The following is a 17,886-nucleotide window of genomic DNA, read 5'->3' as shown; positions in this document are numbered from 1 at the left end:
GCTCAAACTCAGCTTATCAATATCTAGCAGTTTAGTGTAACACCTCTAAACTGTTTCTATCCAGAGGTGTGCAAGAGCCTATCGCAGCTAACACACCTCATCAAGCTGAGTTGTTTTTATCCCTAGAAAATAAAGGTGAATAAGTTGTTTAATTATATCTACACGATCGAATAAAAATGCTCATTCCCCATTACTATCAGTTACTTATAAATTATGCAAGTTGCATTATGCAACTTGCATAATTAACTTTTAAATGGGATGGCAGTCTGTGGTTAGCTTTAAATTAAATACTGCCCAAAAGGTTACTGGAGAATATTTTAACTCGTTTACGCCCCAAAACTTGTTAAATCAAATACTCTACAAAATTTATGTGCGTGCATTTTTGGGAATATGAATAGGTTGGAAGCCGTACTTTCCAGATATCGCCGGAGTTATACGATAACTTTCGGCAATTTATGAAGTTCACACGCTATAAACGATGCGTTATGGGCTTTGATTGAGCCGTGACTAGAGTCACTCTTCCACTTAATCCCACATTTATTGGCTGCTAGATTTAAACTATTGGAATTGAAAAGCTCACAAAGTGAGCTTTCCGTTGACATTAGCTAGCCTATGATGCGTTTAAATCGAGTTCTAAAGGCTTTCTCACCACCTTCCATTTGGAAACATATAAACGCTTTGACCGCCTCTTCCTGAAGTCCTCCTGATATATGAGGCTCTAACCTTTGAGCTTGCTGTTTCATCCCTACCACTAGCTCAGCATCCCCGTTCACAACAATTGGCGCAGAGTGAGTTACGACAACTAATTGTCTGCGTTTCTTATTATTTGAAATCGCAGGGATCACAGAACTGGCAAGCATTGCGCAGTCCAAGTCATCTTCAGGCTGATCGAGGATAAGTGGGTCTTCGCCATATGACATCAAAAACGACAACATAGACGCAGATTTTTGACCTGGTGACGCCCTTTCTAATTGACGAAATTCACCAATCGAGTCTTGGAACTGAATTTGAAGACCATCATCAGGAAACCAACAATGTAAGTCATCCAATCTTTCATCTTGTAGTTGTCCCAATCGAGTTCTTAGTGAGCCGTGTATCCCGGCATAGTCACTACTACCTTCCTTTTTGACACAAGCGATATGAAAACGCTTTAGTTTTGCCAACTCAGAATATCGCTGCTCCGCACTTTTAGGATTGAATTTGTTAAAACTGTTTAGGTCGTACAACAAGCTATTCGGAGTACCTTCATCAAAAATGTGACTTTCGAATCTTTCGATTCCAGAGGCTGCCTGGTAACTTTTGACTAATCGGTCGCTCGAACATGCCAGAGGAAGCACCTGGATTTTCAGCTCCACTAAACCAAGATCAGCAATAAACTGATTGCGAACTGTGGTTAGATTCTCCCTATGAGTGACAAGCTGCTCGTATACATCAGCTTTGTTTGCTTGAATCAAAGCAAGTTCGTCCTTCAAACCTTGCTCGTTATTTAGAACCAGCTGGAACTCCGCTTGCGAGTCCATAAGAGCACTCAGCTCTTCATGGTCAATGCTCGCGTTGTTTAAATCAGATACCTTGGTACTCAACTCACTAGTATTATCAGAAATTCTAAGCTTGAGCGTCTGAAGATAGCTTTGCTCAGATGACTTAATTAATTTTGCCTTTGATTCATCAATTAATGAGAGTACAGCTGTACTCAAGGTGTCGTGAATTTCATTCACCTCTAGTTGCCACTTACCTAAATCAGACTCAGGATCGTCAATATCTGTTACGGTACTCTCCGCGCAAGCACTTTCCAGCGTCTCGATTAAGTCGTCCACTTTCTGCTTACTGCCTTCAGCTTTGCTTAACTCTTCCTTATCGTTAGTAAGCGTCTGTTGAAGTGACTCTAATCCGGCCTCTTTTAAGGTTTGAAGCTTACGATCAACGTCTTGTAGTTGGCCTTTAGTAATTGTTAGGTTTTCGATAGATCGCAGGGCTTCACGCTCGTCAGAACAGTACTGTTTGTATTTAGTTTCAAGATTGAGTTTATCTTGTTCCCACTTAGCATAATTTACCGTTTCACTTTCATCGATTACGCGAAGAAATGAATTCGGTTGAGTCGCCATTTCATACAACATTTTTTGTGAGTAAATCGAGACTGGAAAGCGCGATGTATTAAAGGTTTCTTCCTCCTCCCACAGCCCACTTACCTTATTAAGGTGATGAAAATGAGTATTTGTCGGTGACCATGTCAGCTTGTATCTCTCTTGACCTTTACGGTACTCAAGTTCGATGAATGAGTCAGGTGACATAGCCCCGTCCGGCCCCGCCTTTTTGAATACATCGATATTGCTTTGTTGTATTAGAGGAAGGTTTTCATCACGACGGAGACTCAAGCGTATCGCTTCTATCAACGTTGACTTACCCGAACCACGACTCCCTACAATTGATGTATACCAAGGGCTTAGGTCAATGCTAATGGGATTACCATTGACGTCTTGGCACATCTTGGTCTTTAAAGTTAATTTGGTGATTTGCTGCGATGGGATCGCTGGTGGCTGTTTAGGTCCGCGTTTTATACAGTGCTTAGGATCAGACAGTGCGACCTTTAACCCTTCAAAAGAAGGTTTTATCATCTTAACCCAAGTGTAACCCTGACCCATCTCATCAATAGAATGCGCGTCAGACCCTTTTACCCAAGCCAGATCCTCGATGAGCTTCTTCTGATAAGTTTCGAGAGCATCCATCTCACCGATTAGCTCTATAGCATCAGGATTTGCATCAAAAATACTGCTTACTGACCCCTGATTGGAATTCTTGAAAATTCCTTTATGCATGTCTACGTGCGCCAGAATGGCCAAAGCAGGTGTAGAAAAGCCATGGATAGCCTCAATAATCCCGCGTGTACCATATGTCAGCTCCAATGAATGATTCTTGCCTTGGGTGGAAGGAAGACCGCAACTACCCACCAGCTCACTAATGGTTGAGGACGTAGCGTCGTCATGCAAGATAGCAAGAACATGTACGTTACCCGCTGCAGTGAGCTCCACTGCAGGCATAATAACAATGTCCCGATACCCATTACTCACACCAGAATCAGACTCAGCTTTGAGCGCATCAAGTTCTGCTCGAATGGTATCTAGACCAGACCCCGTATTGTGGTCACTCAATACCACGCAATCCACTTCATTGGACATTTGACCAAGGAGCCATTCACGGCTAGTACAGATAAGTGACCTGTCAGACCTAGGAAAGTCATCCGAGGCAGGAGAATGACAATGAAAATCAACCTTAAACCACTTGCTACCAACAATTTGCAACTTGTGCTCCCAATGCAAATAAGCAACTCTATTATTATGTGTACCGAATGCTATACGAGATTGTTATTTCTTTCAATGTGTTGCAACACATTTACGCTTACATTTTATGGGAAATGCGGTAGTCATATAGTGAATGTCTGAATCGTTATTCTACCTAATCCAAATCAGGTCACTCAGTTTAACGGCTTTCCATGTTTACGCTAGATCCTATCTGATGTTCCCCCTCTAAGGTATAAACTTTACTTCATGAGCTAACTAATTAGAATCAACTCACATTATATAATGAATATTTATTCATCTGGCGAACACCCTATAATTGATTTATGTTTCTTTTTCTAGAAAGTAGAGAGGGTAGAAGTGAAATGGATACGGATGTATCAAAGGCAGGTATACTAAAATCAATGCAGCTATCCGTTACAACCTATCAGTAAGATATAGAATATATACTGACAACATTTGAAGGTGAAAAGCAATATTAGGAAAACTGTATGAAGTTTATTTTCTAAGTAGATGGAGTATCTCGACATAGAGAAACAGAACACCCAGAAAACCAAAGCGACGAAGACATAACTTTCTGTTGAAAACCCAAGCCATTCAGGGTCGGTGTTTGCGGCTTGGCCAATACCTAGCACATCAAACATACCGATAATAAGAACCAGACTGGTATCCTTAAATAGACCGATAAAGGTATTCACAATGGAAGGGATCGTAATTTTCAATGCTTGCGGCAAAATGATTAAACGCATCTTTTTCCAGTATCCTAAACCAAGTGCGTCTGCAGCCTCGTATTGGCCTTTTGGAATCGCTTGTAAACCACCTCTGACAACTTCTGCCATGTAAGCGGCACTAAATAGAACAACACCAATTAATGCTCTAAAGAGTTTATCTAGCTCCATTCCCTCTGATAAAAATAGCGGAAGCATCACAGAAGCCATGAAAAGTACGGTAATGAGTGGTACACCACGCCAGATTTCGATATACACGGTACACATACTTCGAATGATCGGCATTTCTGAACGTCGACCAAGTGCCAGTGCAACACCAATAGGAAGAGAAACGACAATACCTACAATGGCAATCACGAGAGTTATTAGTAATCCGCCCCATAAGTGAGTGTCTACAACCGGTAAGCCAAAAACACCGCCATAAAGAAGAAAGGCTGCGAAGATAGGAAAGATATTTACAAAAACTAACCAAATCGCAAATTTCTTTGGCGTATGTTCATAAGCTAATAATGCGACAAAAATTGCCAATAGCCCATAAAACAGCTGAGGACGCCACAACTCCTCACTAGGATAAAAACCATACATAAATTGGTCCCAGCGAACGTTTATCATCACCCAGCAAGCGCCTTCACTGGAGCAGGCATCACGGGTTGTTCCTATCCAATCTGCGTTAATTAAGCCCCAAGAAACCACATTCCATAGTCCAACGATTGCAAGATAAGCAATAATAAGAGTCAGAACGGAGTTAATTGGTCCATTAAATAAATGTTTTTTAAGCCAAGTTACTGCACCAACGGTATTAGCTGGTGGTGGTAAATCTGGCTGAAATTGATGTGTACTCATAATTACCTCTCAACCAATGCCACTTTGCTGTTGTAAATATTCATCAAAAATGAGGTTAATAGGCTTAGTGTTAGATACACCGCCATGGTCATTGTGATGATCTCAATGGCTTGTCCTGTTTGGTTTAATGTCGTTCCTGCAAAAACAGAAACCAGATCAGGATAACCAATTGCCATTGCAAGGGAGGAGTTTTTAGTTAAATTTAAATATTGGCTAGTTAGAGGTGGAATGATGATTCGCATTGCTTGCGGAATAACGACCAATTTAAGGGTACGTTTTCTTGGTAAACCAAGTGCCATCGCTGCTTCTGTTTGACCATGGCTCACGGCATTGATACCCGAACGAACAATCTCAGCAATAAAAGAGGCAGTATACACACTAAGAGCAACGACCAATGCCGCTAATTCAGGAATGATGCTAATACCACCACGGAAGTTGAATCCTTTTAATTCTGGGTATTCAATAGATATTGGCATTCCAGAAATAAAATAGGCTAAAGTGGGTAAACCAAACAGAGCAAGAAGAGAGTAACGTAATACCGGTGTTTGTTGCCCTGTTAGGCGCTGTTTGTTTTTTGCCCATTTTGATAAGAATAAAATAAATATAATCGCAGCAATAACAGCGATACCAATTAAGTTCGATCCTTCCTCAAAAATAGGGCTTGGAAAAAATAAACCACGTACGTTTAAAAAGACACTTTCACCTAAACTCAAACTTTGCCTAGGAGAAGGAAGCGCTTGTAAGACGGCGAAATACCAAAAGAAAATTTGTAATAAAAGAGGGATATTTCGGAAAGTCTCAATATAAACTGCGGCACATCGACTAACTAGCCAGTTACTTGAGAGTCGTGCGATACCAATAGTAAAGCCCAAAACGGTAGCAAATAAGATACCGAGAACAGACACAAGAGCGGTGTTTAATAACCCGACAACAAACGTGCGACCATAACTGTATGTTTCATCGTACTCCACTAAAGAAAGACCGATACCAAAGCCGGCTTCTTGATCTAAAAAGCCAAGGCCAGTTGCGATACCACGAGATTCTAAATTGGATAATGCATTGTTAACTATGGTGTAAAAGAAAAAGACAAGTGCAGCAACGGCTATCACTTGAAATAAAATCGCACGAAATGTTGGATTATATAAGATGTTTTTATTTTTAGATGACATACAACTACAACCTTAAATCCATTTATTAAAAGGGGTGAAGACTCACCCCATAAATTGTGTTTTTATATTTATAATTAGACTATGAGTTGATTAACGAATGGGTGCCGCATACATAAAGCCACCGGCATTCCAAAGTGCATTGACGCCACGAGAGATTTGTAATGGAGAACCTTCACCTACGGTACGTTCAAAACTTTCACCATAGTTGCCCACTTGTTTCACTACTTGGTATCCCCAATCGTCACGAATTCCCAATCCTTTGCCTTTTGGTCCATCAACACCAAGAATACGTTTAATGTTAGGATCTTTTGATTTCAGCATTTGGTCAGCGTTTTTAGAGCTGATACCGTATTCTTCAGCATTGATCATGGCATTTAAAACCCATTTATTAATGTTGAACCATTGATCATCCCCTTGGCGAACTACCGGACCTAAGGGTTCTTTTGAGATTATTTCTGGTAAAACTTGAGCGGTTTTAGGGTCTTTTAAATTAAGGCGTAGGGCATAGAGACCGGATTGGTCTGTAGTAAGGACATCACAACGTCCAGCATCAAAACCTTTAGATGTTTGTGCTGCAGTATCAAAAACCACAGGCTTGTATTCCATATTATTATTACGGAAGTAGTCAGCAAGGTTTAACTCGGTAGTTGTACCTGATTGAACACAAACCGATGCGCCATCCAGCTCTTTTGCACTCGTTAATCCAAGTTCTTTCTTCACCATGAAGCCTTGACCATCATAGTAATTTACACCGACAAAATTTAGGCCTAAAGAAGTGTCTCGGTGTAAAGTCCATGTAGTGTTACGAGAAAGCACATCAATCTCGCCTGACTGTAGAGCTGTAAATCGCTCTTTGGCTGTTAAAGGTACGTATTTTACTTTAGATTTATCACCTAGTACGGCAGCAGCGACGGCTTGACAGAATTCAACGTCGATACCTTCCCATTCACCTTTTGAGTTAGGGTTTGAAAAACCAGGTAAACCAGTACTCACACCACATTGTAAATATCCATTTTTTTGAACTTTTTCTAATGTTCCACTTGCAGCGAGTGCTGGAGCCGATAAAAGTGCCGCAGAAGTAGCAATAGCAGCAAACAGTGTATTTGTTTTAAATTTCATCTGTGTTCTTCCTTGTTGTGCGTAATTTAGCTGGCTTATCTCAATCTATTGTGTTGAGTTAGCCGTTAGATAGAACGATTGCTTTATTTTTTAAGCAACTGTATTTAAAGATAACTAAAGGTTAACAATTTGTGAAATTCAAGATAATGTAAAAACCAGTTGATCTATCGGTTTATTTTTATGTTTATTGGTGATAAACACTGCTTTTTTGATTTTATATGGTCATAGTGATCAGGTCTAATGAGTGTATTTGTTGTAAGATTGTTAATTATTATAAATTTTGAATGTGTTAACTAAACAATCATGGTTTACTGAATGCATACCTTATTTTTTAAAATCAAGGTATATTAAAGCTGTATATTCAAAGAGATATTAAGGAAGCGGATTGTAATGAGATATTTTCCCATGTTTATGGATATTAAAAAGCGACCAGTATTGGTTGTTGGTGGTGGTGAAGTAGCCTGTCGTAAGATAGATATGTTGCTGCAAGCTGAGGCAAGTATTACCGTTGTCGCACCATCAATTAAAGCTTATTTAATGAAGTACGTAGAAGAAGGGAAGCTTGAATATATAAAGGGTTTTTATCATAAAAATTTATTAAGTAATGATTACGTACAAGTATGGGCAACAACAGACAATTCTGATTTAAATCACCAAGTACATGCTGATGCGCATGACGTCGGCGTTTCGGTGAATGTTGTTGATGATACGGAATATTGTGATTTTATAACGCCATCAATGGTCAATCGAGGTCGTGTTCAGGTCGCTATTTCAAGTGGTGGAGCATCTCCGGTATTGATCCGAATTATTAGAGAACAGCTTGAAACTCAGTTATCAACAAAAGTTGCCATGTTAGCGGACTTTGGTGCTGATAAGCGAAATCTTATTAAACAGCATTTTAAAACTGTTGATGAAAGAAGAAAATTTTGGGAAACCTTTTTGCGACTGCCTGAAATCGAGAAGATAAATACTCGAAATGAATTAGAAGCATTATTTCAACAAGCATTAACGACTGATGTTCAAATTAAGTCTGAACGGAATTGGATTGAGTATAATTCGGATACTGAAATGCTGACTCTAAAAGCACTGCGATTAATGCAGCAAGCAGAATGGGTTATTGCTTTTGAAAGTTGTCCTGCTGAATTCATTGAGCTTTGCCGTCGTGATGCGGAGCGTATTTATATTCGCTCTGAAAAAGAGATGGCGGATTATTTGGATAAAGCAAATGATGAAAACATCCGAGTGACCGTTTTAGTGAAAAAAGGCCAATTATTCAGTGATTCAAATATTCAGCATTATTTAGCAAATGATGTATACGTCCCTACATTATAGGTTTATTAATGCAGTATTTAACGATTAAAGATGCAATAGAAGAGCAAATTGACACTGGCATGTTTGAGGCTGGACAAAAGTTGCCTTCAGAAAGAACGCTAGCTGAAACATTTGCTACAACACGAATTACATTACGAGAAGCATTAAATCATTTAGCCTTATCAGGGAAAATATACAAAGAAGAGCGTAGAGGCTGGTTTGTATCAACGGTTAAGTTAATATTTAACCCGATGCAAGACATTGATATTGCTGATGTATGTAAGGAACAAAAAAGAAGGTTTCAAATTGAAGAGCTTTCTTCTCATCGGTTGTTAGCAACAAAAGAAATGCTGACCGTTTTAAAGTTGTCTCCATTTTCTTACGTCACACAACAAGTTTCTCTTATTTATATTGATGGAAGAAGGGTAGCGGTTCAGTATCGGTATATTCCAGAGGAAATGACGACATCATTAAGTTATGACGAACAAACGGACGTATTAACTCAATTATTGAATAGCTTTGAATATGATTCTGCAAAACATGAGATAGAGGTCGGGATTGTTCCAGCGTCTCAGCTTGAATCTAATGCATTGAATTTAAGTTCTGGAAGTATGTTGTTATCAATCAATCAAGTTGCCTGTAACAAAAGTCAGACTCCTTTTCTATTACAGACAATTCGTTGTTGCCATGATGCAATTAATTTGAAAATTAGCCAAACTGCTTAATTTGTTCAATTAATTCATATTCAGTTACGGGCTCGGAATCTAATTCAAAACACGCTTCAGCTCCGCCTTTTAGCATATAAACTTGGGTACCACAGTGATCATAGTGGTACCACTTTCCATCAATACACACATCCGTATAGCATTTTGGGTTTCTTAGTAATGTCATAATCGCTCCTTGCAACATTTGCTTAACAACTTAAAGGTATCGTGCAATCTAGAGCATTCGTTTGATTTAAATCAAAATAACATTAACTTTTTAACAACTTTGCTACTAAAGTATTACTTCAGAAGTTTTGGAGCTTGCGCACCTGCGACAGGGCGGTTAACTGAAATAGTTCGACCTTTCTTTAAACCTTTTTCGTAATCAGCAGTAATATTAGCCATCGCCTCTTTTAATTGCTGTTTAAACGTTTCGCGGTCTATATTTTTGAATTCTTTATCAATGTAGTCATTAATTTTGTTTGCTGAGTCTTCATCAGGGGCGATCACAGGTAATTTTTCTAATGCACCCTCAATCCAGCCTGCTAAAAATGAATTTACACGTTTAGTGACTTCTAACTGTCCTGTGCCCGTTCCTGCAAAGCTGTTTTTAAATTGTCCCGTTTGTTCATTCATTTCACGATAAACGATGTCAAATGCGAAAGCTGCAAAAATAGCACGATCTGCCGATCCGATGAATTCCACTTTCTTTAAGCCTTTATGATTAAGTAATACGGCTTCGACACCAAAACGGGTATTAATACCACGGATGATTTTTAATATATTGCTGCCTACATTAGCAGGAAGCAGATGGATACTTTGTGTCTTACCCATCTTGATAAATTCGATGTCATCTTTTTCAAGGCCATACTTAAGCATAAGGCGATGAGCCATTTTTATGGCTTGAGCGGCTTCATTCACATTTGCTGAATTACCGAGCTCAAGACATTTAGCTATCTTTTTAAGGGCCTTTTGCTTTGTTGATGACATGACTTTACCTTTCTTTTTTTCGGGGGCGATATTCTACCTTTCTCTGCTAGGTTTTGAAAGAAATAGAGTGAAATGATAAGTAGGAAAGTTCAGGCGTTAATGTGTATTTTAATGATGCAGATCACTATGTAATTACCATGTTTCCGAATGTGTATTTTGTGGTTTGTTGTGTTTGTAAATTGTTGATTTTCAAAAATTAAATCTAATATTGCTCTGTGTGGATATGATAGTTGTGATTGTTATCACGGTACATTAATTAAAAGCAAATATGATGAATTAAATCAAAATGTGTAATTTTATTTTCTCGTAATTAATTGTTTTTATAATGGAGTACTAACATGAAAAAGAATGCCATTGCAGTAGGTATGTTGCTTTCTGGTCTTTGCTTTAGCTCAATCAGTCTTGCTGATGATTTACCAAATATTAAAATCTTAGCGACTGGCGGTACTATTGCTGGCGCAGGTCAATCCGCAACGGGTTCTAGCTATACATCTGGTAAAGTTGGAGTCGATTCTTTGATTCATGCTGTACCTCAAATGACAGAAATTGCGGATATTAGTGGTGAACAAGTCGTAAGTATCGGTTCTCAAGATATGAATGATGAGGTATGGCTAACATTATCAAAGCGTGTAAATGAGTTATTAGCTCAAGATGATGTTGATGGTGTTGTGATTACTCATGGCACAGATACGATGGAAGAAACCGCTTATTTCCTAGACCTTACTGTTAAAAGTGATAAGCCTGTAATTTTGGTTGGCGCAATGCGACCATCAACGGCAATGAGTGCTGATGGTCCAGTTAATTTATACAATGCGGTTGTAGCAGCAACGGATAAAGATTCTGCTGGGCGTGGTGTATTAGTCGCAATGAACGATACTGTATTTGATGCTCGTGACGTAACTAAAACCAATACAACGTCTGTAAATACCTTTCAATCACCGAACTTTGGTCCGCTAGGTTATATTCATAATGGCGATGTCCAGTATCAACGTAGCCCTGAACGTAAGCATACAACTGAAGCTGAATTTGATGTATCTAAGCTAAAGACGTTACCTAAAGTCGGTATTGTATACAATTATGCCAACGCTACAGCATTGCCTGTGACTGCAATGGTTGATGCGAAGTTTGATGGTATTGTGAGTGCAGGTGTTGGTAACGGTAATATTTATCATACGGTGTTTGATGAGTTAACTAAAGCAAGTAAAGAAGGGGTTGTTGTTGTTCGTAGTGCGCGTACTGGCTCTGGTTCGACAACGTTGGATGCGGAAATTGATGATGCGAAATACGGTTTTGTGGCATCAGGCACATTGAATCCTCAAAAGGCACGAATTTTATTGATGTTGTCGCTAACTGAAACGGAAAACTACAAAGAAATTCAAAAGATGTTTCAGTATTACTAGGTGTAGTTTAGTTTTGTAAGTAAAAAAACAGCCAATATCAATTATTGGCTGTTTTTTATTTGTAAGGATGAAATATTTATGTAGGTTGGTATTAAATACCTAATTTATCAAATGCCTAGCTCATCAAATAAAGAGTCATCGAAATCTTGATTAGATTCCTGCTTCTTCTCTTCTTTTTTACTTGAACGATGTTGATCTAATAGATCGTCAGCATCGAATTCATCTTCTTGCTCAAACTCTTCTAATTGAATAAATTCAGTCTTATCCATCGCTAATTCAAGATAGAAAATGTGATTATTTTCAGTAGTGAAGGTGACACGACGAGCTTGTGGACGGTCTAGATTGGTATCAACCGATAAGATTACTTGTTTGTTTAAAGACAACATTTTAGGTTGGTTTTGTGAAATCGTTGTTTGTAGTGTTTTACGGATCTGACCTGTGAAATCACCAACGATTTGATTCATTAGCTCACCTAGCACGTCACCCACTTCATCAGAAGTATGTAAAATCGCTAATTCTTCAGCTGGCATGCCCATATTACGCATGTATTTTGTATATAGTTCTAATGCAGCGTCTTTAGTGAAGTTAGTTACAACAAGGCCAGAAAAACCACCATCAAATAAAACAAAACAGCCAAAATCTGGTTTTAAACTTGTTTTAGTGATCTTTTGTACCATAGCAGAATAGGTCACAGAGCTTTGCGTAGCTTTACTTAACACTCCTGACATTGAGCGACATAAGGTTAATAGGATATCGTCCGTCGTAATTATTTTTGATTTTCTTATTGCTGGTTTCATAGCGTTCTCTATTAAAAATGTCACAGATAATAATTATCAAAGCAAAATATGTGCCTTTAAAGCGGCAAATATTTATCGGATATAGCATATACCGGATGTTTTATCCAATCGAGATGTTGTAAAGTGTGTATAGAACAACATTATAGAGCTGAGGGATCAGCGAGTTAAGGAGCATGGAGCAATGTTACCAGCGTTACAATTTCAATCTACGATTGATTCAAAAGTTGTAGATTATTTAGAGCAATTAAGCCGTACTGATTTTAGTGGTGATATAGAAACGACATATTCGAGTCGTTTAGCTGTTGCAACAGATAACAGTGTTTACCAACAATTGCCGCAAGCCGTTTTACTTCCAAAAACAACAAAAGATGTCGAGTGTCTAACGACCTTGGCAAATAAAGAAGAATACCGTTCTATTCAGTTTTCTCCACGTGGTGGAGGTACGGGGACAAATGGACAATCTTTAACGCAAGGAATTGTTGTCGATCTTTCTCGTCATATGAATCAGGTATTAGAGATTAATATTGAGGAAGGGTGGGCGAGAGTTCAAACAGGTTTAATTAAAGATCAATTAAATGATGCACTTCGACCTCATGGTTTTTTCTTTTCCCCTGATTTATCCACGAGTAACCGAGCAACTATTGGTGGAATGATCAATACTGATGCTTCTGGTCAAGGTTCGCTTAAATACGGAAAAACATCAGATCATATTTTGGCTGTTACTGCTATTTTAGCAAATGGAGAATGCTTAAATACGGAACTTGATGATGATAAACAGCCGGAGAGAATACGTAAGGTTTTAGATGTTACGGCTAAAGTGTGTCGAGATAATCGCCAGAAAATAGAAGATAAATTTCCTCCATTAAATCGATTCTTGACTGGGTATGATTTAAAAAATGCATTAGATATCAGCAACGATAAATTCGATATTACTCGAGTCTTATGCGGTGCAGAAGGTTCGCTTGCATTCTTAACTGAAGCAAAAGTTAATATTACGCCGATCCCTAAAGCTCGAACACTCATTAATATTAAATATGACAGTTTCGATGCGGCATTAAGAAATGCGCCATTTATGGTGAGTGCGAACGCACTATCGGTTGAAACCATTGATTCACGTGTTCTTAATTTTGCAAAACAGGACATTGTTTGGCATACGGTGAGTGATCTCATTACAGATGTTCCTGATAAAGAAATGCTTGGTTTGAATATGGTGGAGTTTGCAGGGGCAGATCTTGAAGAAGTGACCCAGCAAGTTAATGATTTGCTTAAAAAGCTTGAAGCATTACAAGAAGCCGATTCTGCAGGGATTATTGGTTATCAAGTAACTAGTGATGTGGCTAGTATCGGTAAAATATATACGATGCGTAAAAAAGCCGTAGGTTTACTTGGTGCAACAAAAGGAGCTGCAAAACCGGTCGCATTTGCAGAAGATACTTGCGTTCCACCTGAAAACTTAGCTGATTTTATCCAAGAGTTTAGAGCATTACTGGATTCACATAAGTTAAATTACGGTATGTTTGGTCACGTTGATGCAGGGGTTCTACATGTGCGTCCAGCGTTGGATATGTGTGACCCTGAACAAGAAGCATTGATGCATACTATTTCAGATCAAGTTGTGGCTTTAGTCTCTAAATATGGCGGCTTAATGTGGGGAGAGCACGGTAAAGGTTTCCGCTCTGAATATGGTCCTGAGTTCTTTGGTGATGAGCTATTTACTGAATTGCGCCGTGTAAAAACCGCTTTTGATCCATGCAATAAGATGAATCCAGGTAAAATTTGTACGCCTCTTGAAAGTTCTGATGAGCTAGTTAAAGTGAGTGGAACTAAGCGTGGATTTTATGATCGCCAAATACCTGTAGAAGTAAGAGACAGTTTTAATCAAGCAATGGAATGCAATGGGAATGGTCTCTGTTTTAACTATGAAACCAGTTCGCCAATGTGCCCATCAATGAAAGTAACGGCTGATCGACGTCACTCACCAAAAGGTCGAGCTGGGTTAGTTCGAGAATGGTTACGCCAACTTTCTGAGCAAGGTGTGGACCCGATTGAATTAGAAAAAGAGCTATTAACTAAACGTCCATCGATTAAACAGATTATTGATAGAATTAAAAACACTTTAAATAAAGAAAGAGAATACGATTATTCTCATGAAGTTCATGAAGCGATGATGGGCTGTTTAGCTTGTAAAGCGTGTGCGAGTCAATGTCCAATAAAAGTGGATGTACCGAGTTTTAGGTCGCGATTTTTAAATATCTATTACAGTCGTTATCAGCGTCCAATGAAAGATTATATGGTTGCAAATATTGAAACCATGTTGCCGTTAATGGCTAAAGCGCCAAAACTAATTAATGGTGTTTTAAAGCAATCAATAACACAAAATATCACAAAGAAAACACTAGGCTATGTCGACATGCCTCTTTTATCTGTTCCTACATTAAAAGAGCGTTGTAAAAGAAATGATATGACTGAGTTTAATCTTAAGAGGTTAAGTGAGCTAACTGATAAAGAACGCCAGAAGTATGTATTAATTGTTCAAGACCCATTCACCAGTTATTACGATGCAGAAGTGGTTAGTGATTTTATTGAATTAATACAACGACTAGGATTAAAACCAGTACTTTTGCCATTTAAACCAAATGGAAAAGCGCAACATATTAAAGGGTTTTTAAAGCAGTTTGCTTCTACTGCAAAAACAAGCGGTGAATTTTTAAATCAAGTTGCTATGTTGAATATTCCAATGGTTGGCGTGGATCCTGCTTTAGTTCTTTGTTACCGAGATGAGTATAATGAGATTTTAGCTGATAAGCGTGGTGATTTTGCTGTGTTAACCGTTCATGAATGGTTATACCCTCGATTATCCTCATTTGATAAAGCGACAGTATTTGATACTAGAGCTTGGCAATTATTTGCCCATTGTACGGAAAAAACGAAATTGCCGAACGCTGAAAAGGAGTGGGGGGCAATTTTTGGTCATTTTGGTTTACGATTAAATACGGTTCCTGTTGGCTGTTGTGGCATGGCAGGAACTTATGGACACGAGGCTGACAAATTGGCCTCATCCAAAGCAATCTATGAATTAAGTTGGAAAGGAAATCTAGCTAGTTTGGATAAGGAACGTTGCTTGATTACAGGTTATTCATGCCGTAGTCAGGTTAAGCGATTTGAAGGGCAGCAATTAAAGCATCCATTACAAGCGCTACTGACTAACATATAATGATCTAATTTCGCGCTATTTTGTGGTAAAGTAGCGCGAAATTCCTGTAATGAGTTAAATGCAAACGAACTGTGTTGTGTTTGTTAAAACTAATATAAGTTGATTTTTACAGGTTGGTATATTGTGTTTGTTGTTTTCATTAGAGTTGTAATATAAATGAGCAGTGCCGAATTAATTAGACGTATTCCGCAAATGAATGTTTTGGTGTTTACTGAAAAACGTGAACGCAGCACTCAAATTCGTCAATTTTTTCAAAAAGCGGGTTTTAAAAGTGCGGATAATTTTAATCTTGGCATGAAAGCATCAGATCTACCTGTCTATGATTATTATTTCATTGAGTATCATTACTCATCGCATGAAGTTATTGCTGAAATTGTTGATAATGCTCGAGCGAAAGCTAAGTTTGGTAAGCGTCCTATTTTTATCGTTGATATTGAGAATGAAGATTCTCAAGTCGATGATTTAAATGCGAGAGAATTGTTCCCTGATTTTATTGTTAATAGCCCTATCAATTACGGTTATATTGATGAACTAATAAAGAAATCATTTAACTTAACGTTATTAATAGAAAAGTTAATCGCGGAAGTTAAAGGATCACAAGCGGCTTTTATAAAAAGAGCGCAGACGTTTACAGGTATGTACAAAAATAGAATGCTGTTGAACATGACCTTAGAAGAACTTTATAAAGCGAAAGACTTTATGACGTTCAAAAAGGTATATCAACGTCATGATAAAAGCGAAATCATGCCACAAAATTTAATGGCGTATTGCCAAATGGTTGAAAAACCAAAAGCGATACCCGTTTTAGAATTGTTATTGCGTTCTAAAAAATACTTATTTAAAGCTAATTTAATGTTGGCTGAAATATATGAAGAAGCAAAACAAAAAAGTAAGCAGCAAGCATCTCTATCAAAAGCGTTTGAAAATAACCCAAAAAGTGACAGTGCTTTCTATTCTTATTTAACTTTTATCATCGAGAATAATGAGCATACTCTTATTCATAACATGATAATGAAACGTTTTTATCATATTGGTATTACACCAGTAACATTAAACAAAATGATATTGGATATTGCCGATACAGTATATAAATCGAATCATCAGTTTAATAAAGAAAAATATCGACGATTTTTTGGTCAATTAGTTATCACGTTGAAAAAACGAGTATCCATGGATAAGCGTGATGAATTGCAAGGTTATATTAATATTTTTATAGCGCGACAATTGTTTAAACAAGGTAAGCGTTATAAAGCAAAAGCAATTGCAGCAACTTGTTATCATCGTTTTTTATCCGAGCGTAAAGTCGCATCAGATGAATTTCGTGTGGCTACATTTGGCGTTTTAGCTATGGCTGGTGAAGTGAAGCTGTGTGTCGCTTTATATAAAGTGTTTGATCAAGCGAATCTAAAAAAGAACTCACCACAATTACTGCAACAATCAATGGTACATTTCCAAAAATTAAATAAAGTGTATCAGTGGCTCAGAGCACAAAAATCCGCAGATGAGAATAGACTTCAATTGATCAAAATAGGACAAACGTATCCGTATTCATCAGATTTGAACTATATGCTTCTTACTTTAACGTTGAAGGGTAAGAACTTAATGAGAAACCCTGAAAATATCAAACAGTGTCTAGCTATTATTCATAGAATGGAGCGCACAAATAACACTGCTGGGTATGAAAACGTAATGTCCTCTGTTGAACAAAACAAGAAAATATTGATCGATGTTTTGTTAGGTAGTGCATAATTTTCTACTTCTTTTTTGCTCAATAGGTTTTATCCATCACAGAGATAGGAAAGAGCGATTTAGCAATTTTCCAAAAATAGTCCACACTTAAGTTATCGAAGTAAGCGATAGCACGTTAGGGGGCTATAATGGAAAATAAAAAAGTAAAACAATACATGAGTGTACGACCTCTATATTTGACAGCGGATATGTCATTAGCAGCGGCGTTAGATCAATTTATTACTTCACAACATATTGGTGGTCCAGTTGTTAACGAGCAACGTGAGGTTATTGGGTTTATTTCTGAGCAAGATTTAATTAAGTCATTATTAGGTGTGAGTTATCACTGTCAAGATACACATGTTGTTGCAGATGTAATGAAGACCGAAGTGTTAACCGTTACACCTGATGATGCGATTGTTGATTTGGCTCAGACGATGACAGAAAACAAGCCAAAGATTTACCCAGTGGTTGAAGGTGGTAAGTTAGTTGGAATTATTACTCGTCGCAATGTTCTTCAGGCTATTAGTGAATCAATAGGTCACTGTTTTAAACACCCCGTTTAATCTTTAGTTTCATCTCTTCTT

The 17,886-nt window shown here is 38.0% G+C and carries 12 protein-coding genes and 1 pseudogene; 6 read left to right on the top strand and 7 right to left on the bottom strand.

From position 1 onward, the window contains the following. Positions 1–605: 605 nt before the first annotated feature. The 4 genes and pseudogenes from ppl to AVFI_RS08020 all read right to left on the bottom strand — a co-directional run bounded on the left by ppl (position 606) and on the right by AVFI_RS08020 (position 7,155). Positions 606–3,299 carry an anti-phage protein Ppl gene (gene ppl, locus AVFI_RS08035; protein WP_199414916.1) on the bottom strand — a complete coding sequence of 898 codons (2,694 nt, stop codon included), beginning with the start codon at positions 3,297–3,299 and terminating at the stop codon, positions 606–608. A 485-nt stretch (positions 3,300–3,784) separates the two neighbouring features. Continuing rightward, a pseudogene (locus AVFI_RS08030) lies at positions 3,785–4,867 on the bottom strand (amino acid ABC transporter permease); the annotation flags it as partial. A 2-nt stretch (positions 4,868–4,869) separates the two neighbouring features. Further along, positions 4,870–6,036, bottom strand: coding sequence for an amino acid ABC transporter permease (locus AVFI_RS08025; protein ID WP_054775698.1), 1,167 nt, complete (start codon positions 6,034–6,036; stop codon positions 4,870–4,872). Positions 6,037–6,126: 90 nt separating this feature from the next. Next, positions 6,127–7,155 carry an amino acid ABC transporter substrate-binding protein gene (locus tag AVFI_RS08020; RefSeq protein ID WP_017018548.1) on the bottom strand — a complete coding sequence of 343 codons (1,029 nt, stop codon included), beginning with the start codon at positions 7,153–7,155 and terminating at the stop codon, positions 6,127–6,129. A gap of 390 nt (positions 7,156–7,545) precedes the next feature. Between AVFI_RS08020 and AVFI_RS08015 the strand changes: the two genes are divergently transcribed. After that, a complete protein-coding gene (locus AVFI_RS08015; protein ID WP_236782081.1) occupies positions 7,546–8,487 on the top strand; it encodes a precorrin-2 dehydrogenase/sirohydrochlorin ferrochelatase family protein in 942 nt (313 codons plus the stop codon). An 8-nt stretch (positions 8,488–8,495) separates the two neighbouring features. Then, the gene (locus AVFI_RS08010; protein WP_188863619.1) at positions 8,496–9,191 is read left to right on the top strand and encodes a GntR family transcriptional regulator; all 696 of its coding nucleotides are present in this window, start codon (positions 8,496–8,498) and stop codon (positions 9,189–9,191) included. Here the strand turns inward: AVFI_RS08010 and AVFI_RS08005 are convergent. Both AVFI_RS08005 and AVFI_RS08000 read right to left on the bottom strand, forming a co-directional pair. Next, the gene (locus tag AVFI_RS08005) at positions 9,175–9,357 is read right to left on the bottom strand and encodes a hypothetical protein (protein WP_054775699.1); all 183 of its coding nucleotides are present in this window, start codon (positions 9,355–9,357) and stop codon (positions 9,175–9,177) included. The two genes, AVFI_RS08010 and AVFI_RS08005, sit on opposite strands and share 17 nt — an antisense overlap. 113 nt (positions 9,358–9,470) lie before the next feature. Continuing rightward, entirely contained in the window at positions 9,471–10,160 is a 690-nt protein-coding gene (locus AVFI_RS08000; RefSeq protein ID WP_005419733.1) for a DUF2786 domain-containing protein, read from the bottom strand. A gap of 338 nt (positions 10,161–10,498) precedes the next feature. Here AVFI_RS08000 and ansB point away from each other — a divergent pair, with 338 nt between their 5' ends. After that, a complete protein-coding gene (ansB, locus tag AVFI_RS07995) occupies positions 10,499–11,560 on the top strand; it encodes an L-asparaginase 2 (RefSeq protein WP_188863618.1) in 1,062 nt (353 codons plus the stop codon). A 107-nt stretch (positions 11,561–11,667) separates the two neighbouring features. Here the strand turns inward: ansB and AVFI_RS07990 are convergent, their stop codons facing one another. Then, positions 11,668–12,357 carry a DUF3334 family protein gene (locus tag AVFI_RS07990; protein WP_012533529.1) on the bottom strand — a complete coding sequence of 230 codons (690 nt, stop codon included), beginning with the start codon at positions 12,355–12,357 and terminating at the stop codon, positions 11,668–11,670. A 181-nt stretch (positions 12,358–12,538) separates the two neighbouring features. On the opposite strand from AVFI_RS07990, the gene ydiJ reads away from it, so the two are divergent. The 3 genes from ydiJ (at position 12,539) to AVFI_RS07975 (ending at position 17,865) form a co-directional block, all read left to right on the top strand. Beyond that, positions 12,539–15,571 (top strand): D-2-hydroxyglutarate dehydrogenase YdiJ, encoded by a 3,033-nt coding sequence (gene ydiJ, locus AVFI_RS07985; protein WP_188863617.1) that lies wholly within the window; start codon positions 12,539–12,541, stop codon positions 15,569–15,571. Positions 15,572–15,727: 156 nt separating this feature from the next. Then, positions 15,728–17,320: a tetratricopeptide repeat protein gene (locus AVFI_RS07980; RefSeq protein ID WP_012533327.1), complete on the top strand. Its 1,593-nt coding sequence runs from the start codon at positions 15,728–15,730 to the stop codon at positions 17,318–17,320. Between the two features lie 128 nt (positions 17,321–17,448). Then, complete coding sequence (locus AVFI_RS07975) at positions 17,449–17,865, top strand: CBS domain-containing protein (RefSeq protein WP_005419725.1); 417 nt, start codon at positions 17,449–17,451, stop codon at positions 17,863–17,865. Positions 17,866–17,886: the final 21 nt, after the last annotated feature.

It is taken from the genome of Aliivibrio fischeri ATCC 7744 = JCM 18803 = DSM 507, from assembly GCF_023983475.1.
Lineage (GTDB): Bacteria > Pseudomonadota > Gammaproteobacteria > Enterobacterales > Vibrionaceae > Aliivibrio > Aliivibrio fischeri.
Note: the sequence above shows the minus strand (reverse complement) of the source record. Positions and strands in the feature narration are given on the sequence as shown.

Coding starts and splice junctions, on each gene's coding strand:
- AVFI_RS07980 (WP_012533327.1), top strand. CDS start 15,728: ATGAGCAGTGCCGAATTAATTAGACGTATTCCGCAAATGAATGTTTTG.
- AVFI_RS08010 (WP_188863619.1), top strand. CDS start 8,496: ATGCAGTATTTAACGATTAAAGATGCAATAGAAGAGCAAATTGACACT.
- AVFI_RS08025 (WP_054775698.1), bottom strand. CDS start 6,036: ATGTCATCTAAAAATAAAAACATCTTATATAATCCAACATTTCGTGCG.
- AVFI_RS08020 (WP_017018548.1), bottom strand. CDS start 7,155: ATGAAATTTAAAACAAATACACTGTTTGCTGCTATTGCTACTTCTGCG.
- AVFI_RS07990 (WP_012533529.1), bottom strand. CDS start 12,357: ATGAAACCAGCAATAAGAAAATCAAAAATAATTACGACGGACGATATC.
- AVFI_RS08005 (WP_054775699.1), bottom strand. CDS start 9,357: ATGACATTACTAAGAAACCCAAAATGCTATACGGATGTGTGTATTGAT.
- ydiJ (WP_188863617.1), top strand. CDS start 12,539: ATGTTACCAGCGTTACAATTTCAATCTACGATTGATTCAAAAGTTGTA.
- AVFI_RS08000 (WP_005419733.1), bottom strand. CDS start 10,160: ATGTCATCAACAAAGCAAAAGGCCCTTAAAAAGATAGCTAAATGTCTT.
- AVFI_RS07975 (WP_005419725.1), top strand. CDS start 17,449: ATGGAAAATAAAAAAGTAAAACAATACATGAGTGTACGACCTCTATAT.
- ansB (WP_188863618.1), top strand. CDS start 10,499: ATGAAAAAGAATGCCATTGCAGTAGGTATGTTGCTTTCTGGTCTTTGC.
- AVFI_RS08015 (WP_236782081.1), top strand. CDS start 7,546: ATGAGATATTTTCCCATGTTTATGGATATTAAAAAGCGACCAGTATTG.